Genomic DNA, 20719 nt, shown 5'->3' with positions numbered 1-20719 from the left:
CTTATTTAATTAGCGCATTGCTGTCGATAATAAGTGCTACTTGTCCATCTCCAAGAATGGTAGCTCCGGAGATTGCAAAAATGTCAGTCAGATAGTTGCCTAGTGATTTGAGTACAATTTCCTGCTGACCGATAAAACCATCGACGATTAAGCCGGCAGATTTATCACCTTTTTTAATGATAACTACAGAATAATGATCCGTTTCTTCATTTACTTCAGGTACCTGGAATACATCTTTCAAGGAAACGAGTGGTACGACTCTGCCGCGGAAATCTATTACTGCTTGATTATGGACATGCATAACATCCGATTTTGAGATGATTGCCGTCTCAATGATAGACGAGAGCGGAACTGCATATTTTTCTTGTTGTATCTCTACAAGCAAGACGCTAATGATAGATAATGTCAGCGGCAACTCAATACTGAATGTAGACCCTTGTCCTTCTACAGAGTCAATGGAAATTGCTCCGCCAAGCGATTCTATCGTGTTCCGAACTACATCCAGCCCTACGCCTCTTCCAGAGATATCCGAAATAGTATCTGCAGTGGAAAAACCGCTTTCCATGATGAGACCGAACACTTGATTATCTGTCATTATTGAGGCTTGTTCTTTTGTGATTAACCCATTATTAATCGCTTTCTCGGTTACTTTCTTGCGATTGATTCCAGCGCCATCATCACTAATATTAATAAAGACATGATTACCAGAATGATAAGCTTTCAGTTTAATGGTTCCTGTTTCCGGTTTTCCAAGCTCGCGTCTAACTTCCGGAGTTTCCACTCCGTGATCTAAACTGTTGCGGATTAAGTGTACAAGCGGATCACCGATTTCATCGATTACAGTACGGTCAAGCTCTGTTTCCGCTCCTTCAATTTGAAGATCGATTTTTTTGTTAAGATCCTTGGCAAGCTGCCGAACCATACGCGGGAAACGATTGAACACTTGGTCAATCGACACCATCCGCATTGTCAGTACGATACTCTGCAGGTCACCAGAAATTCTTGCCATACGCTCCACTGTTTCATTCAGTTCTGGATGCTTCACTTCTTCGGCAATCTGTTCCAGTCTGCCGCGGTCAATTACCAGCTCTTCAAACAAGTTCATAAGAATGTCCAATCGCTCGATATTCACACGTATTGTCTTGTTGCCGTTCTGCGCCTTTTTCTCTGCCGCAGCTTCCTGCTGTTTTTCTTCCAATACAGGAGCCTGCGTTTCTTTCGTTTCTGCAGTTGTATCTTGCACCTGCTTATATGTATCAACGAAAAAGTCTTGGATGAAGACTGTATCTATTTCTGAAACTTGAAGAATTTTCTCTTTTATTAGATCCATCGACTGTTGTGTTACGAACAACATTTCAAAACTCAGATCAAATGCTTCATCTTCTAACTGAGAAACATCCGGATTAGATTTTACTACTTCACCTAAAGATTCTAATGCTTCAAAGACCATATAAACCCTTGCAGCTTTTAACATACAATCTTCACGCAATGTGACTTTTGCGTAGAAGTTTTGGTATCCTTTTTCTTCACTTTCCCGGAGAACTGCTAGTTCAAATTCGTCCAATGTGAAGCTGGATGTGTCATGAATTGTTTCTGATTCAGCTACAGCTGCTGCTGTTTGCAAAACAGCTTCGCCTGATTCGATTGTCTCTAGCTGACGCACAAGTTCGCTGACTTCTTTCTTCCCTGTTCCGCCGGACTCAATATCCAGTACCATTTCTTCCAAGCTGTCTACAGCTGCAAAGACTACATCAAGGATGTCTGGATTGATCTTGATTTGGTGATTACGAATTCCGTCCAGGACATTCTCCATCTGATGCGTTAGATTAGCTAAATCCTGATACCCCATCGTAGCCGACATACCTTTCAGCGTATGAGCGGAACGGAAAATTTCATTTACTAAGCTGAGATCTTCCGGCTGCTTTTCTAGTTCGAGCAAATGCTGGTTTAACGCCTGCAGATGTTCTTTGCTTTCTTCAATGAATACATCTAAATACTGATCTGTTTCCATTAATTGACCCCCTCCAAAAGATTGATTCGCTGGTGAATGGCTTGTGCAATCGAATGCACAGGGCTAACATGATGAAGCAAACCAGCTTCAGCAGCTGCCCGAGGCATACCGTAGACGACACAAGTTGACGCAGATTCTCCAATACTGTAGACAGAAGACAACTGATTACTAATCTTGCGCAACCCTTCTGTCCCATCAGCTCCCATGCCAGTCATAATGACTGTACATACATCTACATTCTTCAGATTACTAATTGACTCATACAGTCGATCCACGGATGGGCGGTGTCCTCTTACAGGTGCCTCAGTCGTCAATTTAGCAACTAATCTGTCTTCTGACTGCACAATTGTCAGATGATACCCGCCAGGAGCGATATATACTGTGCCATTTCGCAATATTTCATGCTGCTCGGCTTCTTTCACTTTAACAGCACTCAAGCTGTCCAGTCTTTCTGCCAGAGACTTGGTAAACCCTACTGGCATATGCTGGACAACAACAACCGGAGCAGAAAGAGCGGCGGGAAGCTTGCCGATTACTTCCTGCAGAGCTCTCGGACCTCCTGTGGAAGTCCCGATTGCAACAAGACTATGAGCAGAACGCTTCTTTATTGGAGTCCTGCTGATGACTTTCACTTCCGGCGCCTTCACTTGTGTTTTAACAGAAAGACGGGACGAAGCTGCTGCCGCCACTTTAACGACAAGTTCATCTCGGACCTTGTCAAGATCCAATGAAATGGATCCCGATGGCTTGGCGATGAAATCAACTGCGCCAAGCGACATCGCTTGAATAGTCATATCTGCACCTTGTTTTGTGAGACTGGAAAGCATGACGACGGGTAGAGGATGCTGTTTCATAATTTCTCTCAATGCGTCCAGACCACTCATGATAGGCATCTCAACGTCCATCGTTACAACATCTGGTTTCAGCTGCTGTATATGTTTGAGTCCATCCTGGCCGTTCCTTGCTGTTCCGATTACTTCCAAGCGATCATCGCTATTCAGCAGATCTGAGATTATCTTCCGCATAAAAGCTGAGTCATCAACGACTAAAACGCGGATTTTTCCCATTGCGTGTTCCTCCTTTCAGCCAGATATCTTTCAATCTGCCAATGAATGATGTTGATTCTTTCGCTGCTGCATCTGTAACTGGCTGTTGATAGCTGGCTGCAAGCTGACGAATAGCTGATGCAGCCTTTGAATCTTTTAGATCAAAAAATGGCTGTTGAAGCTTCACTGATCTTGTGACTTGCTTATCTTCGGGCAATACGCCCAATAGATTGATTTCTGCTTGCAAAAAAGTTTGTACTACTTCTTGCATTCTGGCTGCTGTATCCTGACCTTCTCGCCGATCTGCCGCTCGGTTTACAAGCAGATGCATCGGCAAGTTGGCATGACGCTGTTTCATATGCTTAATCAAAGCATATGCATCCATCATGCTCGTCGGCTCTGTTGTTGTAACAACGATACTTTCATCTGCTGCCAAAATGAAGGCTGCGCTTTCTTCTGTTAAACCAGCTCCCATGTCCAGGAAGACATAATCATACTGAAGCTGTGCCCTTTCAAATTCCGTTTGGAAATGGATAAATCCCGCGTCATCCATCTGGAACAAATTGTTCATGCCTGTTCCGGCCGCGATGAAATTCAGACCTTTTGGCCCAGATGCCACAATTTCCTCAAAGTCTAGTCGTTTTTGAATCATATCAATAAAGGAATAGTCAGCTGATTTCCCTAACAGAATCTCAATATTCCCCATGCCCAGGTCCAAATCAATCAGAAGAACAGTTTTACCGAGATTACATAGAGCCAAAGAGAAGTTTAAAGCAAAATTGGACTTCCCAACGCCTCCTTTTCCACTAGCAATTGCTACTGTACGACCTGTTCTGGCACCTTGCACACTTGCCCGTAATTTTGCAGCTTGATCACGCACGAGCCGTTTCCTCCATTACACGTTTTGCCAAAAAATCTGCAGTCGGCGTTAAAATGTCATCCGGTACATCCTGTCCGTGTGTAAGATAAGCAACACCAATATTTGCTTGCTGCATGAGATTCAGTATTCCGCCATAGCGACTCGCTTCATCTATTTTTGTAAATATAAACTGCTTGATCGGCAGATGAGCAAACTGATGATAAATAGCTGCCAGATCACTTGCTCTCGTCGTAATAGCCAATGTTAAATATGTTTCTGCATCTTGCTGCAAATCGAGAGTACGCTCCAGCTCTTTTACAAACGCAGCATCTTTAAAGTTTCTGCCGGCAGTATCTACAAACACTTGATCATAATCAGCAAACTTCTTTCTTGCTGCTTCATAATCTTCCAGTGAATAAGCAACTTCCATTGGCACATCCAATATTTTTGCATATGTTCGCAGCTGATCAATGGCAGCAATACGGTATGTATCCGTCGTGATAAAAGCTACCTTCTTGTTATCAACTAACGCGCTTTTGGCTGCCAACTTGGCTATCGTTGTTGTCTTGCCCACACCTGTCGGACCGACTAGATGAATATATTTCTTTTGAAAGCTTGTCGGTTGCTGTACTTTACTGAAACGTTCTGTAAGCAGCGCTAGCAGCTTGCTTTCTGCATCTTCAGCATGTCCCTGTTCAATTAATCTTTCCATCAGACCTGAAGCGATTTGAGGAAGTACCTCATTATGCAGCAGTCTTTCATATAAACGCTGCAGCGGCATGGCATAGTGTCTTGTTTGGCCGGAGATTGCTGCTCGTAATTCCTGCTTGAAGGCAGTCAATTCAGAAGACATATCTGATTGCCTTTCACTCTCTGTTTTGTTGCTTACTTTATTAGCAGGTGCCGCTAACATAGCTGCGCCGCTCTCTTTGACAGGTTCGCTTTTGCTTACGTCAGGGTCTAATGCTGCAATAACTTCAATCTGCTTCTTCTTAAATAACCCAAGAAATCCACCGCTTGTGAACTCTTTTGTACGCAAGATAACTGCGTCTTTTCCAAGCTCCCGTCTTACTTGTATCATCGCTTCAGGCATAGATGCCGCTGTGTATTTTTTCATTTTCATGCGACATTCACCATCCCAACACTCTTAATCTCTGTTGTATTGTCCAATTCATTATACGAAAGTACGACTGCATGCGGCAGACTGCGGTCAAGCAGCTGTCTGATATACATACGAATTGTTGGTGAACAGAGCACAACGACCGTTTCCTCCTGTAAAGACAACCGCTCTGCTTGCTGCATAACAGATTGGACGATTTGCTGCTGTGCATCTGGATCGAGTGATAAATAGTTTCCATGCTCTGTCTGCTGAATATGATCGGCAATTAACTTCTCAACTGTCCCAGAAACTGTAATTACTTGTAACGGTTGGCTGCCCTGCACATATTGTTTCGTGATTTGCGGAGCCAACGCTTGACGTGCATACTCTGCTAACAAATCTGTATCGGTCGTCATTCTTCCAAAATCAGCTAACGTTTCAAAGATTACAGGCAAGTTTCGTACAGAAACATGTTCTCGTAGCAGTTTTGCCAGTACTTTCTGCACATCACCGACAGAAAGCGGATCTGGTGTTACTTCTTCTACTAGAATTGGATACGATTCTTTCAAATGATCAATCAGCTGCTTTGTTTCCTGCCTTCCAAGCAACTCGTGTGCTTGTCTCTTTATCGTTTCAGTCAAATGAGTAGAAACAACAGACGGAGGATCAACTACTGTATAACCAGACAACTCCGCTTCATCTTTCGCATCTTCGCTAATCCATTTCGCTGGCAAGCCGAATGCTGGTTCCAGTGTACTGATTCCTTCCAGTCCGTCATCTTCCACACCTGGACTCATTGCCAAATAATGGTCAAGCAGCACTTCTCCTGCTGCTACTTCATTGCCTTTAATTTTCAAACGATATTCGTTTGGACCTAGCTGGATATTGTCGCGAATACGCACAACTGGTATAACGATACCCAGTTCAATTGCCAGCTGTTTTCGAATCATCACAATCCGATCAAGCAAATCTCCGCCTTGGTTCGTATCCGCTAACGGAATCAACGCATATCCAAATTCAAACTCAATTGGATCCATGCTAAGCAGACTGACAACATTATCCGAGGATTTCATGGAAGCTTCTTCTTTCACTTCCTCTGTTTCTACCTCTGCTGTTTCTTGCTGCTTTTGTAATCTCGATAAGAAGAATGCAATGCCTGCTAATATACCGGCAAGTGCTGTCGTTAAGAAGAAGTTAATTGGTGTTAACCCTAACAAGAAAATAGTACCGGCAGCAATATAAAGCATCCCTGGAAAACGGAAAAGCTGCTTTGTAACATCACTTCCGAGATTTCCTTCTGACGCCACACGAGTTACCACGATACCAGTAGCTGTCGAAATCAGAATTGCTGGTATTTGAGAAACCAATCCATCCCGACAGTAAGGCGCATGTATGTATCAAATGCTTCTTGGAAGCCCATACCCAGCTGAACCATACCAATGATAAGTCCAAAAATGATATTAATTAAAAGGATTATAATGCCGGCAATGGCGTCTCCTTTAACGAATTTACTGGCACCATCCATCGCACCATAAAAATCGGCTTCATGCTCGACTTTCTGGCGGCGTTCCTTCGCTTGAATATCCGAAATCATACCGGCATTCAAATCGGCATCAATACTCATCTGCTTCCCTGGCATTGCATCTAATGTAAACCGGGCTGCCACTTCTGAAACACGTTCTGATCCTTTCGTAATGACAAGGAACTGAATGATAACTAAAATGACGAAAACAACAAAACCAACAAGCGTATTCCCTCCAGTTACAAAACTGCCGAACGTCTCTACTACTCCGCCAGCTTCCGCTTCTGAAAGAATTGATCTAGTCGTTGAGATATTCAACGCCAGCCTAAACAGCGTAAGTAAGAGTATGAGAGAAGGAAAGACTGAAAATTGAAGCGGTTCCTCGGTGTTCATTGACACCAAGATAACGATTAAAGCTAGCGTAATATTGATTAAAATTAAAACACTGAGCATCCAGCCTGGCATTGGAATGATCAGCATCACGATCACTAATATTACCGCTATAAGTACTGACATATCCTTGATTTTCATATAGTTATTCCTCTTCTCTTACATTTTACGCTCCGTACGGTAAACAAAGGCAAGCACCTCCGCTACCGCTTGGAAGAACTCTTCTTGTATCGGCTGATTAAGCTCTACTTTACTGTATAATCCGCGAGCAAGCGGCTTGTTTTCTACCATCGTAACGTTATTTGCTTTTGCGATTTCCCTAATTTTGAGTGCGACATGATCCATTCCTTTTGCTATAACAATCGGTGTATCTGATTTTGATTCATCATACCGAATAGCAATAGCAAAATGTGTTGGGTTGGTAATAATAACATCTGCTTTTGGAACTTCACTCATCATGCGCATCATGGACATCTGCCGCTGTTTTTCTTTTATCTTGGAACGAATAAGCGGATTACCTTCCATGTTCTTGTGTTCATCCTTAATGTCTTGCTTGGACATCTTAATATTCTTTTCAAAGTCAAAACGCTGATAAACATAATCAATCACAGCTATGAACAGCAGCACAACTGTAGCAGCAAACCCCATATACAACGTAATTCTGCCGAAGAACTGCAATGCATTCTCTGCGGTTTTCGTAAACATTGTCATTACTGTGTCCATGTTCTGCCACAGAATAAAGAAGGTAACTGCTCCCACCATGCTGATTTTAAGCAATGATTTTACTAGCTCAACCAAGGCACGAGCCGAAAAAATACGCTTTGCACCTTGAATCGGATCCATCTTTTTTAAGTCAAACTTTATAGCCTCTGGGCTGAAAAGCAAGCCAAACTGCGCAAAGTTGGAAACAACTCCGGCAATAATGGCAATGCCCATAACTGGTCCTACAATCTTAGCAAGAGAGATGCTCATCTCTACCAGTAAGGTCTGCACTGTATTCGCCGTAATATCTTTTGTGAGATATTCATCAAACACATGGGTAAAGAGATAAAGAAACTGATTCTTAAAATATCCACCCATTAAAGCCAGTAAACCTAACGATAACAACAGCAGAAAAGCTGTGTTGATATCTTGACTCTTCGCTACCTGCCCTTTTTTCCTAGTATCCTGCCGTTTCTTCGATGTTGCTTTTTCCGTTTTCTCACCAGCGAAAAACTGCAAGTCTAAACGGTATTTCATTTATGCCCCTCCAAACAAGACCATCAAATCACGCATTGTGACTAACATATAGTCAAACAGCTGTCTTACAACGGTCATATAAACGCCTATCGATATGAAAAGTAAAACAAAAGCAACTAGTATCTTGATCGGCGGGCCAACAACGAAAACGTTCAGCTGAGGAACAGTTCTGGCAACAATACCAATTGCAACATCCACAAGAAACAGACTGCCAACAATTGGGATACTCATTTGGAAGGCAATAATAAACATCTGGCCGAATGTATGAAGCACAAGGTCTACAATGTCTTGACTGCCAAACGGCACCATCTCATTCAGTGGAATAAGCTGGTAACTATAGAAGATTCCATCGATTAAAAGCAAATGTCCATTTATTGAAAGCAGGAAAAGAGTAGCAATTGTATACAAGAATTGTCCGGTCAAAGGACTCTGTGCTCTTGTTACTGGATCTATGACGTTGGCAATAGCAAATCCCATTTGAAAATCTATTAATCCACCTGCCACATTGATTGCCTGCATCACAATAAAAGCGAGCAGTCCAATGGACAAGCCTACTAACGCTTCCTTGAAAAGCAGCAGGAAATAAGTCGAATCAACTGGTATCGTCGGTCGGTCAATGGTGAAAAAGATAATCATGGCCAGGAAGAAGCTGAATCCTATCTTAAAGGTCGTTGGTACATTCTTGTATGAGAATAATGGAACTGTTACAAAGAACGCAATTAGGCGAACTAGTACTAATGCAAATGCTGGAACAACGGTGTAATCAATCTGAGATAGCATCTAATCAGCCCACAAACCGATCCAAATTCTCTAGGATACCTGCTGTAAATTCAACCATCCTGGTCAGCATCCACGGTCCAAAAAAGATGATCCCTACTAAAACAGCAACAATCTTAGGAATGAACGCGAGTGTTTGTTCCTGTATCTGTGTTGTTGCTTGGAATATGCTGACAATCAACCCTACTGCAAGTGCAAGAATTAGCAAAGGACCAGTAATAATAAGTACTGTATAAATACCGCGTTCTGCGATCGATATGACAAATTCACTGCTCATAATGCGTACGCTCCTTCATTCTAAAACCCTCTTAACAGGGAAGATGTCACCAGATACCAACCGTCTACCAAGACGAATAATAAAATCTTAAATGGTAAGGAAATGATTACCGGCGGAAGCATCATCATCCCCATTGACATAAGGATGCTGGCTACTGCCATATCGATAACCAGGAACGGAATGAAAATCATAAATCCCATCTGAAAGGCAGTCTTCAATTCGCTGATTGCAAATGCTGGTACCAGCGTCGTTAATGGAATATCATCAATCGATTCCGGTTTATCGATTCCGGCATAATTCATAAATAAAGATAAGTCCTTTTGTCTCGTTTCTTCCGCCATAAATGCTTTAATTGGACCGCTCGCCTCGGTATACGCCTCATCTAATGACATTTCATTATTCATTAAAGGAGCAATTGCCTGATCATTAATCTCGTTGAAAGTAGGTGCCATGATAAAAAATGTCATAAATAGTGCAATTCCAATTAATACTTGTGTTGGCGGTGTTTGTTGTGTACCTAAGCTCATTCGTACAAAAGATAAAACGACAATAATTCTCGTAAAACAAGTCATCAAGATTAAAATCCCAGGCGCCAAGGAAAATACAGTCAGCAGAAGCAACAGCTTTACTGAGGTCGATACACTCTCAGGGTCGGTTCCAGAAAATACACTAATAAAGTCATTCATCTTCTGCGCCCTCCCTTTGCTGCTGTTTCAATTTGTTTCTTGACTGTTTCAATTTCCCTAACTCTTGCTTGAAAAGGTCTTGAAAACGTTTTTGCGATTCGTTCTGCTCTGTTGCTGTTTCTTTTGGTGCAGGGGCTTGCTGCTTTTTGCCTGGCAGCATGCTTGTCAGCAGAGCCGAAGCTTTCATTTCCTGCTGCTCTTTCTCTGTTAGTTCCTGAATTGTTTGTTCATCGGTAATCTCGGTGAGTAAGTCCACATTGTCTCCCACACCAAGCATATACACCTTCTCGCCAACTCTGACAATCTGTACTGATTTGTTGTTTCCTAAAGCAATTCCGCCTACATTCTCCATAGCGCGCACTTGCTGAAACAATCGATTACGTTTATTTAAAAACTTCAGTAGGACATAGATCAGTCCGAGCACGACCACTAAAGCCAATGCAAGCTTGACAAGATTCAGGAAAGTAGATGTACCTCCAGCTGACGAATCTGCCGCGTCTGTTGTTGGTGTATTTTCTTGTTGGTTACCGGCTTCATTCATGTCCTTGCAGGCATCCGATCCTGCAGCATCTTCTTTTAAGCAATCTCCTACACTTGCCGCAGCCGAGACTGCGATTGGAGAAACGGCAAAATGCAGCACGAGCAGAAGCACGCATGCCCAGACTGTTCTTTTTATCATTTCCTACTCACCTTTTTTAGCTTAATGCTTTTGTAATTGCTTCTACAACACGATCTGCTTGGAATGGTTTCACGATGAAATCCTTTGCGCCCGCTTGGATAGCGTCAATAACCATCGCCTGCTGTCCCATCGCTGAACACATAATAACTTTCGCATCCGGATATTGGCTTTTAATTTCTTTCATAGCCGCAATTCCATCCATTTCCGGCATTGTAATATCCATTGTTACTAGATCAGGTGTTAGTTCTTTGTATTTTTCAACCGCTTGCTGGCCATCCGGGGCTTCCCCTACAACTTCAAACCCGTTCTTTGTCAAAATGTCCTTAATCATCATGCGCATGAATGCGGCGTCGTCTACAATTAGAATTCTGTTACCCATATTATCTCTTCCTCTCAATGGTCAAATTAGTTGATTGATTTCAATCGATCTGTCTGGCTAAGGATATCTGTTACACGCACGCCGAAGTTTTCTTCAATTACAACAACTTCTCCCTTAGCAATAAGCTTATCGTTCACATGAATATCTACTGGTTCTCCTGCAAGCTTGTCCAGCTCTACTACAGAACCAACAGAAAGCTCCAGGATATCTTTAATGGTTCTTTTCGTTCGTCCTAACTCTACGGACACTTTTAATGGAATATCCATCAATAAATCCAGATTGCGCGGTTGTTCTGCCGGCGGAGCAGCTGGCGTATCAAACGTCGTGAATGCAGCTTGCTGCACATTCGGAGCTGGCTGACTAGCTGCTTGCTGCTGCGGTACGGACTGCTGCTGCGCTGTTGCTGGCGGTGCTGGCACACTTTGTTGTGCACTTGGTGCTGAAGGTGCGCTGCTTGCTGCTGGTGCTGGTTCTTCAGCAGCTGGAGCAGCAGGATTAAGCAATTCATCTACCATATCTTTCGCAAACTCAGTTGACAGCAGCTGCATAATAGAAGAATCTATTAAATCCCCAATCTTCAAATCAAAGGAAACACTGACAACCTGACTATCTTCCGGCAGTTTTTCAGCTCCTGTTCCTTCTGTCAGATTCATTAGCGCGATGGATGGCGGGGAGATATCCACTTTCTTGCTGAATATCGTGCTCATGCTAGTCGCAGCAGCGCCCATCATCTGATTCATCGCTTCCTGTACGGCACTTTGGTGAATTTCATTGAATTCTTCTGCTGGAGCACTTCCATCACCGCCAAGCATTAAATCAGCGATAATTGCGGCATCACTTTGTTTAATAACAAAGAGATTGGCACCCGTAAACCCTTCCGTATAACTTACTTCAATTGCCACATTCGGCTGCGGAAACTCTTCATATAAACTTGACCTTTTTACTACAGCTGTTTTCGGTGTTGTGATTTCTACTTTCTGATTTAATAAAGTAGAAAGTGTCGTTGCTGAACTGCCAAAAGATATATTGCCAATTTCTCCTAATGCATCCACTTCCATCGTTCCCAGGTCATCTCCAGGGAGGAGCTGCTCATCGGCTGTGTTGGTAGAATTATCAGCTGATCCGTTTAGTAGCGCATCAATTTCTTCTTGGGATAACATATCACTCATTTTCTTCCCCCCCTGTATCAATCTCTTCCATTATTTGAATAGCCATCCTGTTTTTCTTTTTGCCCGGCTGGGCTTTAAATTTCACTTGATTATCTACCTTAACTTGCAAAGGGGCGTCAATGGACTGATTTAGCATCAGCACATCACCTTCCTGAAGGTTAACTAATTCTTGCACATCAATTGACGTTTCTCCGAGTATGGCTTTCACGTCAACGGAAGCTCTTTGGATTCCAGCTGACAAATCATGCCATTCTGCCTCATTGCCTTGTTTATCAGTCGGTGCTTGCATCCAATAATGAATGGACAGCTTCGATACAATCGGTTCTAAAACGACATGAGGAATACAAATATTAATCATGCCTGTTGTTTCCCCAATCGTGGAATTCAACGTAACAACGACAACTGTTTCATTAGGTGAAACCATTTGCAGAAATTGCGGATTGATCTCAAAGTCCTCAAGCATCGGGTCAACATCTTCGAGCGATTGCCAAGCAACTTTCAAGTTTTCCATACTTGACTCAAATAGCTGCGTCATCAATGTTGTTTCGATTTCAGTCAAGTTATTTATCTTATTCACATTGCTTCCTTGTCCGCCAAGCGTTCGATCTAGCATTGCGAACGCGATGGTAGGATCATACTCAATGAGTATTTTTCCTTCAAGCGGTGACAAACTGTACGTGTTCAAGATAGTCATCGTCGGGATGGAGCGGATGAACTCTTCATAAGGCACTTGATCTACAGAAGCAACTGCTATTTGAACAAACGTTCTTAGTCTGGCTGAATAAAAAGTTGTCAGCATTCTGGCAAAGTTCTCGTGGATTCTTGTCAGACTGCGAATTTGGTCTTTGGAAAAACGGAGCGCCCGCTTAAAATCGTACGTTTTCACTCGCTTGTTCTTCTCGTCTTGTTTCAGCTCGTCGGCATCCATCTCACCGGAAGATATAGCGGATAACAGTGCATCGATCTCATTCTGTGATAAGACCTCTTCTGCCATGCACGTCACCTCCGTTCCTGCTTTTCACTGTTTTATTGTAGTACCTTGTTGATTGTATACACATCGTCGATCTTGCCTTCTTGCATGTCTTCATTCAGTTTTTTCTTAAGGTTTTCTTCCAATTCTGTTAAGCCTGTTTCAATATCTTCTTTATTCATTTCTGTCAGTTCCTTGATTACAATGTTCTTCAGCTGGAACTGTCTCGCAGTCACTTCTTCTTTGGCTTTCTCTCCATCTGTAATGAGCTGGAACTGCAAACGGACAATACTGCCATCTTTCAGATTAGTGGTCAATTCATCTGTTGTTACAGAATGCTCAGCAAGTTCCGTTGCAGATGGTTCCTTTGCTTCCGTCTCCGAAGTAGGGCTTATAAAGAAACTCCAAGCTGCATAGCCGCCAGCTCCTAAGATGATTACGACTGATAAAATGATAATAATTAGTTTAGCGTTCATTTTTCTCTTGCTTCTCCTTTACAACGACCAGGCCGATAGTTTGATAGAATTCGCGTATTTTTCTCGCAACCTCTATCTCAGGTTCACGTACGATAATTTTCTTACTGGAAGTCAGTGTGATCGTCGTATCAGGAAACGACTGTATCTGCTCAATGAACAATGCATTTAACGTAAATGTCTCTCCATTCAATCTAGTTAACAGGATCATGTTATGAAAGGGAGTCTAGAAAACCCCCTTCACCTCCTTCTTAACGCTTCAAGTTAACAAGCTCCTCCAAAATTTGGTCGGAAGTTGTGATGATTCTTGTATTCGCCTGGAATCCGCGCTGCGCAATAATCATGTTTGTAAATTCTTCAGATAAGTCAACATTGGACATTTCTAAAGCGCCGGAGACTACATCAGCTGTGCCATTTGAACCAGGAATCTTAAATCCATTAATCGGCTCACCTTCTCCTGCGTCTACATCTGGATCATTCAACATTAAACCAGCATTTTCAGTGTTTCGGTAAGTACTTCCTCCCTGTTTAATCAATCCACCAGGGTTAGAAAATTTTGCAACTGCAATCTGGTAAGTATTAGCATTAGCATCCTCCGGTAGTTCTGCACCTGTGAATGTAACTTCACCAGTTCCATTAATACTAATTTGAGTAGCTCCGTCCGGTATGGTTATTGACTCGCCTGCAGTATTTAGAACAAACAATCCATCACTGTTTACCAAGCGGGATTCTCCGTCAAGGTAGAAGTTACCTGCTCTTGTAAAGCTAACATCTTCATCATTAATTGTATTTCCTTGAGCGTCCTTAGAAAGAATAAACATACCATCTCCCTCTAAAGCCAAATCGAGCGCTCGGTTAGTTGTTTGACGGTTTCCTTGAGTATGTATATTATCAATTGCACCAATCTTCGAGCCTAGACCTACTTGACTTGCATTTGTTCCTCCAGCACCGTTTTCTACTGGATTTTGAGCAGCCTTGATTTGTTGACTCATCAAGTCTTGGAACGCAATTCTACTTTTCTTATAACCTGTACTATTAACGTTCGCAATATTGTTTCCTACAACATCTAGGTTATTTTGAAAACCTTTCATACCAGAAATACCAGAGTATAGTGAGCGTAACATCCGTCATCATCCTTTTCCTTATTGTTTTATTCGTTGCTAATCTTTGTTACCGCATCTGCATAGATGGACTTTCCATTATCCAGTTCAAGCACCGCATGTCCATCATTTTGAGTAACGGCTTTCACTTTGCTTGTAATAGTGTCAGTAACTGTTTCTCCGGTTTCTTCGTCATATTCGTTATAAGTCACTTGTTTATCAATCATATGACTGTATTGGAGAACTGGCGACATAACTGTTTGCGAACCAGCAATTTTTTGAACAGCTTCTGAAATATTCATTACCTGTTCTAAATTAGTGAAAGTGGTCATTTGCTCCACAAACTTCGAATCGTCCATAGGACTGGTCGGATCCTGGTTTTGTAATTGAACCATTAGAATCTCAAGAAAATCATCTTTATCAAGTGTCGCACTTGGCGTACGTCCCTTTTGTGAGTCCAGATAGTAGCTGGAGTCTATAGCTCCTGTTGTCTTCATATCCTTATCTCCTTCTGTTCAGATAATATATCTGCGAACGCAAAATCGGTATGCTCTCGTGCATGATTACCCTGCTGTTCTTGCTGCTTGTCTTTTCTTTCCTCATCAGCGTTATCTCGAAAACTTTGGTCAGCATTTCTCTCTGCCGGAGCTCCTTGCGGTTGATCAACTCTTTCCAAAACACTTACCTGATGAGGCGAGAACATATGCTTAAGACTAGATATATTAGAGTCCAGCATATCCTTAGCTTGTTTAGAAGCAGCGATTATCTGAACTGTAATCTCACCATTTTCGCGAAGTAACTTAACTTGTAAATCCCCTAAATTACCGGGACGCAGCTGTATTGAGAGTTCCTTCAGGCCATTTCTGTCAGATAATATTCCGCTGAATTTCACTGCTTGTTCTAGTTTTTCTACTAGCTCTTTACCTGCTTGCTGCGGTACTTGATCAGCTTGTTTTAAGTGGAAAACAAGCTGTTCCTGTTTAGATATTTGAAAATTACTCACTTGCTTCGAGTCTAATGGTGTAGGTTCCTCTTGCAGCTGATTTGCAACATTACCTAGCTGTGATTTTTCGGTTCTATTAGAAGACTCAACAATACTTTGGATTGCTTTGGCTGTTTCCGTGACTGTATGCTTACCAACAGAATACTGTGTGGCCACTGCAGCGTTACTAGGATGCTGTCTTACCGTTAATTGATCTGCAGGCGTATTTTTCTTTACAAGCTCCTGTGTTTCATGTGATTCCGAGATTGGAATAGAACCTCGCAATTTTAGCAAGACTGAATTCGATTCTGTCTCCTTTACAGGAGCAGCTTGTCCAATAGTAGTCTTTTGCAAGCTGACTGCTCCTGTGTTGACTTGTTGATTACCCATGAACTCACTCAAGAATACGTGTGAAGCAGCTGCTTTTTCTTGCGTTCCATTTTTCGACACGGGCTGCATACTACCAGAATTCATAAGATAAGATTGCAACTCTTGAAGTCCCTCTAGAAGCCCTTCAACTGATAATTCATTCTGATCTGTCTTTATGTCTGTAAGAATTGTCTCGGCTTTACCTTTTATTTGTTCGGGCAGATAGGCAGTAAGCTTATCTGCCCCCAGTACTTGCTCCATTAATTCCCAAGCATTTGCCGGCTGTTCTTTTAGCTGCAAAGATTCATTGTCTGGGAGTTTATCAAAGAATGCTTGTAAGATAACCTGTATATCCTGCTTATCTTGTAAATTCAGAACTTGATTGCTCTTGGGATCTTCATTTACAGCGAGCTCGATATTTTTATCTTTACTAACTTGCTGAAACAGATTTTGAAACAGCTTATCCCCTGAAGAAGATTGATTCTGTTGACCTTTTACAACCCCTACCGCTGGCAGCAGCGGTGTAATTATATTATTCAACCGCTTATCCCTCCTTCTCCGCTTCTTCCACCATGGCGCTTGTATAAGACGCTGCAGCTTCCGGATCCATTTCTGCTAGAATTGTTCCTCGCTTCTTACCAGATAGCTGCTGAAGGACACCTAAAGCTTTTTCACTGTCCAGCTTACTGATGATTTCTGCTGCCTTGCTGTCCTCCATTTTGTTAAAGGAAGTTGCTGCTTCTTTATAAGGAGATGTTTCCTCTTCTCCTTCAGCAGTCTGACTATTACTGCCGGCTGTTTGTGCTGTTTCAGCACCGGCTGGTTCAGCGCCGTTTAATTGGTTCTTCAGCTTGAGGATTTGTTGATTTAAATCATCAATCTCTGTGTTTTTCGCGTCTTCTGTTTCTTTCATCATATCAATAGTCGCTTGCTGCTCTTTCAGCTGATTTTTTAGTTTTTCTGTATCTGCTGAATTAGCGGCTGGAGCTGCAGTCTCTTCACTGATGAGATCTCCAATCACCGGGATACCAGCAGCTGCTTTGGCAACGGATACGCCCGAGAATTCAAGTATTGCAACGACAAGTGCTGCTGCCAGTACAACTGGCAGGAGAAAATAAAGAAAGAAACCTTTGCCTTTGCTTGTCTTCTTTTGTTGTTCTGCTTTTTGTTTTGCCATGCTATCGTGCTCCATTTGCTAAAAATTGCCGAATAGATAGATCGTCCATCTGCTTGTTTTCTTCTTCTTGCAGCTTTCGCCAAGCTTCTTGCCGTTTTTTCTCTATCAGCTTGTCGATTTTTTTCACTTCTATATACGCCTCAGAGAGCAATTCCTGCTTCTCCAACATCGCTGTTCGGGCAAATTGTACCGCAATCTGGGCTCGGTCAATTTGCCGGTTGACTGTTTCCAGAAATGCATGATGCTCTGATAATCGCTGTATTGGAAGTGATGCTGCCAAGCCATTGGTAAGCAGTGCTTCTGCATCTTCTTTTTTCTTCAGCAATTCATATAAATTGGTTGCGGCTATTTCAAACTGTTCTTGCTTTTCAGTAAATGCTTGCTGCGCCGCTTTGCGTTCACGGTCCTTCATGCGCAATATCTTTTCAAATACCTTCGTATCGGCCATTACGTTATCCCTCCGAGCAGCTGCCGCATCGCTTGCATCGCATCGCTGCGGCTGGTAAATTCATGCATTCCCTGCTTGAGAAATTCAAGAATCGGTTTTTGATACAAGATTGCTTCATCGATTTCTGGACTTGTTCCTTTTCGGTACGCACCGATTTGAATCAGCTCTCGGTTTTCCTCGAATAAAGCAAGCATGGTTCGCAGCCGCTGTGCCAGCTGATAATCTTCTTGGTCTGTTATATGCGGCATTACACGGCTGATCGACTTTAGAACATTTACAGCAGGAAACTGCCCTTGTTCTGCTAATTTACGATCCAGCACAAAGTGCCCATCCAAAATTCCGCGTACCGTATCTGCTATCGGTTCATTCATATCGTCACCATCTACAAGCACCGTGTAAAAACCGGTGATGGCTCCCGTATCATTCGTACCTGTCCGTTCAAGAAGTTTGGGCAGAGCTGCGAAAACAGAAGGTGTATAGCCTTTCGTTGTTGGCGGCTCACCTGAGGCAAGTCCGATTTCCCGCTGTGCCATTGCCACTCGTGTGACCGAGTCCATCATCAAATTGACATGCATTCCTTGATCACGGAAATATTCACAAATAGCCGTAGCTGTATATGCTCCTTTTATCCGCATGAGCGCTGGCTGATCTGAGGTAGCGACAACGATAATTGACCTTTTAATACCTTCTTCTCCCAAGTCTTTTTCGATAAATTCCCGAACCTCTCTGCCGCGCTCACCGATTAGAGCTATAACATTCACATCAGCACTTGATTTACGGGCAATCATACCGAGTAACGTACTTTTACCAACACCACTTCCGGCAAAGATACCTACTCGCTGCCCTTGGCCAACTGTCAGCATACTGTCAATAACTCGTACGCCTGTTTCCAACGGCTGTAAAATCCGCGGTCTTGTCATCGGGTTCGGCGGATTTCGGTCTGTCGTAAATGACTTTAATCCCTTTGGAAGCATACTGCCGTCTAATGGCTCGCCTAACGGATCAATAATACTTCCGATTAAGCCATGACCAATCTTCACTGACAACGGTTGAGCAGTAGCTTCTACTAAACAGCCAGGGCCTACATCCTTTAATGGAGCAAAAGGCATGAGCAATACTTTTTCATCATCAAATCCTACGACTTCTGCCGGGAATTTTTCTCCTGAATTCGAAGAAGGATGGATGTAACATACCTCGCCGACACTTGTAACTGGTCCATGTGACTCGATCAGCAAGCCGACAACCCGATGAATTCTGCCGTATCTTTTATACGTATCCATTTTGTCAATTTCATCAAAATAACGGTGCAGCATCAGGCATTTCCCTCACGTCTAATCTCGAACAGCTTCTCCCGCAGAACGGTCAGCTGTGAATCAATACTTGCATCAATTCGACCATGCTTAGTTTCCAGCACACACCCTCCTGCCTGCATATCGTGCTGCGGCATTATCGAGATATCAAAATCCTTCCCTGCCAAGACTGCCAGCTCTTCTTTTTGCTGTAAGACAAGTTCATAACTTTCCGGATGGACAAAGATACGCACGTTACTTCGTTCTTTCCAGTCGGCAATAGCTCCTTTTACAAGCTGTACATAACGTTCTTTATCAGCTGTCAATTCTGCATGCAAAATCTTTTCTGCTAGTTTCAGCCCTAAGTCGAGAACAGCGTCCTCACTTGCTTCTACTGTTGCTTCATAGTCCTGCTGCGCTAAAACTGCAAGCTGTTGCGCTTCATTCATCTTTGCCTCGTATGACTGAAGACCTTCCTGCTGTCCCGCAGTAAAGCCTTTTTGATACCCTTCCAACTGTGCTTGTTCCACTAATTTCTGCCGATCCGTTTCCCATTGCTTCTTTTGCTTTTCGATGTCTGCTTTAGCATCAGCTAACATCTGGTCTGCTTCTGCTTTTACTTCTCGAAGATGTTGATTCTGCAGCTCTTCTTTTGCCTGCAAATCAGCATGATAGTTTGCGTCATCCATCACTTCAAAAGTAGTTCGAATTGGTTTCAATCCAATTACTTTTGATTCTTTCACTGCAACTGATTGCCAGATATTAGACAATGATGTCATCTCCTCCACCGCGGGATATAACTATTTCGCCTACTTCCTCCAGTCGCCGGATAACGGAAACAATTCGACTTTGCGCCTCTTCTACATCTTTCAAACGGACAGGTCCCATGAATTCCATTTCTTCTTTAAATGTCTGCGCCATTCTGTCAGACATATTTTGGAATACAATATCCTTCACTTCGTCGCTTGCTACTTTTAAAGAGAGCTTCAAGTCATCATTCTCTACTTCACGTATCACTCGCTGAATCGCACGGTTATCAAGTGTAACAATATCTTCAAAGATGAACATTCGTTTCTTGATCTCCTCAGCCAGTTCTGGATCCTGGATCTCTAATTCTTCCAAGATGGTCCGTTCTGTGCTGCGGTCCACTCCATTTAGCACTTCAACGACTGCTTGAATGCCTCCAGTTTGGGTGTAATCCTGTGTCGCCGTTGCGGATAGATTTTTTTCTAGTATTTGTTCTACCTGATTGATAATTTCAGGAGAGGTACTGCTCATCGTCGCAATACGCTTCGCTACATCAGCCTGCATATCTTGCGGTAATTCAGACAATATTTGACCAGATTGCTCCGCATCCAGATAAGATAGTACTAACGCAATCGTTTGCGGGTGCTCGTTTTGAATAAAGTTAAGTATTTGGGTTGGATCCGCTTTTCGCGCAAAATCAAATGGTCTGACTTGCAAAGTGGAAGTGAGCCTGTTCATGATAGCAGCTGCTTCATCTGCTCCGAGTGCTTTTTCGAGAATGGACTTCGCATAGCTTATTCCGCCTTGCGTTATATAGTCCTGCGCAATAGCGATCTGGTGAAACTGGTCGACAATAGACTCCTTTTCTGCACTATCAACTTTTTTTACAGAAGAAATCTCCAGCGACATACGTTCAATTTCTTCTTCTGTTAAATGCTTATATACGTTCGCCGCTGTATCAGCGCCAAGAGAGATCATCAAGACCGCCGCTTTTTGTTTTCCTGTTAAACGTCCTTTCACAGCTGCCATTC

Annotated in this window: 22 protein-coding genes and 1 pseudogene; all 23 read right to left on the bottom strand. The window is 42.8% G+C overall.

From position 1 onward, the window contains the following. Position 1 precedes the first annotated feature (1 nt). The 23 genes and pseudogenes from KS242_RS08095 to fliG all read right to left on the bottom strand — a co-directional run bounded on the left by KS242_RS08095 (position 2) and on the right by fliG (position 20717). Positions 2-2011, bottom strand: a complete 2010-nt coding sequence (locus KS242_RS08095; RefSeq protein ID WP_217323851.1) for a chemotaxis protein CheA — start codon at positions 2009-2011, stop codon at positions 2-4. Further along, entirely contained in the window at positions 2011-3078 is a 1068-nt protein-coding gene (locus KS242_RS08090) for a protein-glutamate methylesterase/protein-glutamine glutaminase (protein WP_217323850.1), read from the bottom strand. Before KS242_RS08090 ends, KS242_RS08095 begins: the two co-directional genes overlap by 1 nt. Beyond that, entirely contained in the window at positions 3050-3937 is an 888-nt protein-coding gene (locus KS242_RS08085) for a MinD/ParA family protein (RefSeq protein WP_217323849.1), read from the bottom strand. Before KS242_RS08085 ends, KS242_RS08090 begins: the two co-directional genes overlap by 29 nt. Continuing rightward, positions 3930-5039, bottom strand: coding sequence for a flagellar biosynthesis GTPase FlhF (gene flhF / locus KS242_RS08080; protein ID WP_217323848.1), 1110 nt, complete (start codon positions 5037-5039; stop codon positions 3930-3932). Before flhF ends, KS242_RS08085 begins: the two co-directional genes overlap by 8 nt. Beyond that, a pseudogene (gene flhA / locus KS242_RS08075) lies at positions 5036-7068 on the bottom strand (flagellar biosynthesis protein FlhA). The gene flhF and the pseudogene flhA overlap by 4 nt, the downstream one beginning before the upstream one ends. 18 nt (positions 7069-7086) lie before the next feature. After that, positions 7087-8166, bottom strand: a complete 1080-nt coding sequence (gene flhB, locus KS242_RS08070) for a flagellar biosynthesis protein FlhB (protein WP_217323847.1) — start codon at positions 8164-8166, stop codon at positions 7087-7089. After that, positions 8167-8946: a flagellar biosynthetic protein FliR gene (gene fliR, locus KS242_RS08065; protein ID WP_217323846.1), complete on the bottom strand. Its 780-nt coding sequence runs from the start codon at positions 8944-8946 to the stop codon at positions 8167-8169. It lies immediately after the preceding gene. Between the two features lie 4 nt (positions 8947-8950). Next, positions 8951-9220 carry a flagellar biosynthesis protein FliQ gene (gene fliQ / locus KS242_RS08060; protein WP_077309553.1) on the bottom strand — a complete coding sequence of 90 codons (270 nt, stop codon included), beginning with the start codon at positions 9218-9220 and terminating at the stop codon, positions 8951-8953. Positions 9221-9240: 20 nt separating this feature from the next. Further along, positions 9241-9906, bottom strand: coding sequence for a flagellar type III secretion system pore protein FliP (fliP, locus tag KS242_RS08055; protein ID WP_217323845.1), 666 nt, complete (start codon positions 9904-9906; stop codon positions 9241-9243). Beyond that, positions 9899-10585 carry a flagellar biosynthetic protein FliO gene (locus KS242_RS08050; protein WP_217323844.1) on the bottom strand — a complete coding sequence of 229 codons (687 nt, stop codon included), beginning with the start codon at positions 10583-10585 and terminating at the stop codon, positions 9899-9901. The genes fliP and KS242_RS08050 overlap by 8 nt, the downstream gene beginning before the upstream one ends. Positions 10586-10601: 16 nt before the next feature. Continuing rightward, positions 10602-10964, bottom strand: coding sequence for a response regulator (locus KS242_RS08045; RefSeq protein ID WP_217323843.1), 363 nt, complete (start codon positions 10962-10964; stop codon positions 10602-10604). Positions 10965-10990: 26 nt separating this feature from the next. After that, complete coding sequence (gene fliY, locus KS242_RS08040) at positions 10991-12133, bottom strand: flagellar motor switch phosphatase FliY (protein ID WP_217323842.1); 1143 nt, start codon at positions 12131-12133, stop codon at positions 10991-10993. Then, a complete protein-coding gene (gene fliM, locus KS242_RS08035; RefSeq protein WP_217323841.1) occupies positions 12126-13127 on the bottom strand; it encodes a flagellar motor switch protein FliM in 1002 nt (333 codons plus the stop codon). The genes fliY and fliM overlap by 8 nt, the downstream gene beginning before the upstream one ends. Before the next feature lie 32 nt (positions 13128-13159). Next, positions 13160-13579 (bottom strand): flagellar basal body-associated protein FliL, encoded by a 420-nt coding sequence (gene fliL, locus KS242_RS08030; protein ID WP_217323840.1) that lies wholly within the window; start codon positions 13577-13579, stop codon positions 13160-13162. After that, a complete protein-coding gene (locus tag KS242_RS08025; protein ID WP_077309567.1) occupies positions 13569-13787 on the bottom strand; it encodes a flagellar FlbD family protein in 219 nt (72 codons plus the stop codon). Before KS242_RS08025 ends, fliL begins: the two co-directional genes overlap by 11 nt. Before the next feature lie 40 nt (positions 13788-13827). Then, positions 13828-14700, bottom strand: a complete 873-nt coding sequence (locus KS242_RS08020; protein WP_217323839.1) for a flagellar hook-basal body complex protein — start codon at positions 14698-14700, stop codon at positions 13828-13830. A 26-nt stretch (positions 14701-14726) separates the two neighbouring features. After that, on the bottom strand, positions 14727-15173 hold the full coding sequence (locus tag KS242_RS08015; RefSeq protein ID WP_217323838.1) for a flagellar hook capping FlgD N-terminal domain-containing protein: 447 nt from the start codon (positions 15171-15173) through the stop codon (positions 14727-14729). Continuing rightward, the gene (locus KS242_RS08010) at positions 15170-16567 is read right to left on the bottom strand and encodes a flagellar hook-length control protein FliK (RefSeq protein WP_217323837.1); all 1398 of its coding nucleotides are present in this window, start codon (positions 16565-16567) and stop codon (positions 15170-15172) included. The genes KS242_RS08015 and KS242_RS08010 overlap by 4 nt, the downstream gene beginning before the upstream one ends. 4 nt (positions 16568-16571) lie before the next feature. After that, entirely contained in the window at positions 16572-17204 is a 633-nt protein-coding gene (locus KS242_RS08005) for a MotE family protein (protein ID WP_217323836.1), read from the bottom strand. A 1-nt stretch (position 17205) separates the two neighbouring features. Next, positions 17206-17652, bottom strand: a complete 447-nt coding sequence (fliJ, locus tag KS242_RS08000; RefSeq protein WP_217323835.1) for a flagellar export protein FliJ — start codon at positions 17650-17652, stop codon at positions 17206-17208. Beyond that, positions 17652-18965, bottom strand: coding sequence for a flagellar protein export ATPase FliI (gene fliI / locus KS242_RS07995; RefSeq protein WP_217323834.1), 1314 nt, complete (start codon positions 18963-18965; stop codon positions 17652-17654). Before fliI ends, fliJ begins: the two co-directional genes overlap by 1 nt. Further along, on the bottom strand, positions 18965-19711 hold the full coding sequence (gene fliH / locus KS242_RS07990; protein WP_217323833.1) for a flagellar assembly protein FliH: 747 nt from the start codon (positions 19709-19711) through the stop codon (positions 18965-18967). Before fliH ends, fliI begins: the two co-directional genes overlap by 1 nt. Then, the gene (fliG, locus tag KS242_RS07985; protein ID WP_217323832.1) at positions 19704-20717 is read right to left on the bottom strand and encodes a flagellar motor switch protein FliG; all 1014 of its coding nucleotides are present in this window, start codon (positions 20715-20717) and stop codon (positions 19704-19706) included. The genes fliH and fliG overlap by 8 nt, the downstream gene beginning before the upstream one ends. Positions 20718-20719: the final 2 nt, after the last annotated feature.

This window comes from Terribacillus sp. DMT04, assembly GCF_019056395.1.
GTDB classification, from domain to species: domain Bacteria; phylum Bacillota; class Bacilli; order Bacillales; family Amphibacillaceae; genus Terribacillus; species Terribacillus aidingensis_A.
The sequence above is the reverse complement of the archived record's forward strand: the minus strand, read 5'-3'. Positions and strand labels throughout refer to the sequence as shown.

Bases quoted from the DNA above. Each gene is read 5' to 3' on its own strand.
- KS242_RS08095 (WP_217323851.1), bottom strand. From the start codon at position 2,011: ATGGAAACAGATCAGTATTTAGATGTATTCATTGAAGAAAGCAAAGAA.
- KS242_RS08090 (WP_217323850.1), bottom strand. From the start codon at position 3,078: ATGGGAAAAATCCGCGTTTTAGTCGTTGATGACTCAGCTTTTATGCGG.
- flhF (WP_217323848.1), bottom strand. From the start codon at position 5,039: ATGAAAATGAAAAAATACACAGCGGCATCTATGCCTGAAGCGATGATA.
- flhB (WP_217323847.1), bottom strand. From the start codon at position 8,166: ATGAAATACCGTTTAGACTTGCAGTTTTTCGCTGGTGAGAAAACGGAA.
- fliR (WP_217323846.1), bottom strand. From the start codon at position 8,946: ATGCTATCTCAGATTGATTACACCGTTGTTCCAGCATTTGCATTAGTA.
- fliQ (WP_077309553.1), bottom strand. From the start codon at position 9,220: ATGAGCAGTGAATTTGTCATATCGATCGCAGAACGCGGTATTTATACA.
- fliP (WP_217323845.1), bottom strand. From the start codon at position 9,906: ATGAATGACTTTATTAGTGTATTTTCTGGAACCGACCCTGAGAGTGTA.
- KS242_RS08050 (WP_217323844.1), bottom strand. From the start codon at position 10,585: ATGATAAAAAGAACAGTCTGGGCATGCGTGCTTCTGCTCGTGCTGCAT.
- KS242_RS08045 (WP_217323843.1), bottom strand. From the start codon at position 10,964: ATGGGTAACAGAATTCTAATTGTAGACGACGCCGCATTCATGCGCATG.
- fliY (WP_217323842.1), bottom strand. From the start codon at position 12,133: ATGAGTGATATGTTATCCCAAGAAGAAATTGATGCGCTACTAAACGGA.
- fliM (WP_217323841.1), bottom strand. From the start codon at position 13,127: ATGGCAGAAGAGGTCTTATCACAGAATGAGATCGATGCACTGTTATCC.
- fliL (WP_217323840.1), bottom strand. From the start codon at position 13,579: ATGAACGCTAAACTAATTATTATCATTTTATCAGTCGTAATCATCTTA.
- KS242_RS08025 (WP_077309567.1), bottom strand. From the start codon at position 13,787: ATGATCCTGTTAACTAGATTGAATGGAGAGACATTTACGTTAAATGCA.
- KS242_RS08020 (WP_217323839.1), bottom strand. From the start codon at position 14,700: ATGTTACGCTCACTATACTCTGGTATTTCTGGTATGAAAGGTTTTCAA.
- KS242_RS08015 (WP_217323838.1), bottom strand. From the start codon at position 15,173: ATGAAGACAACAGGAGCTATAGACTCCAGCTACTATCTGGACTCACAA.
- KS242_RS08005 (WP_217323836.1), bottom strand. From the start codon at position 17,204: ATGGCAAAACAAAAAGCAGAACAACAAAAGAAGACAAGCAAAGGCAAA.
- fliJ (WP_217323835.1), bottom strand. From the start codon at position 17,652: ATGGCCGATACGAAGGTATTTGAAAAGATATTGCGCATGAAGGACCGT.
- fliI (WP_217323834.1), bottom strand. From the start codon at position 18,965: ATGCTGCACCGTTATTTTGATGAAATTGACAAAATGGATACGTATAAA.
- fliG (WP_217323832.1), bottom strand. From the start codon at position 20,717: ATGGCAGCTGTGAAAGGACGTTTAACAGGAAAACAAAAAGCGGCGGTC.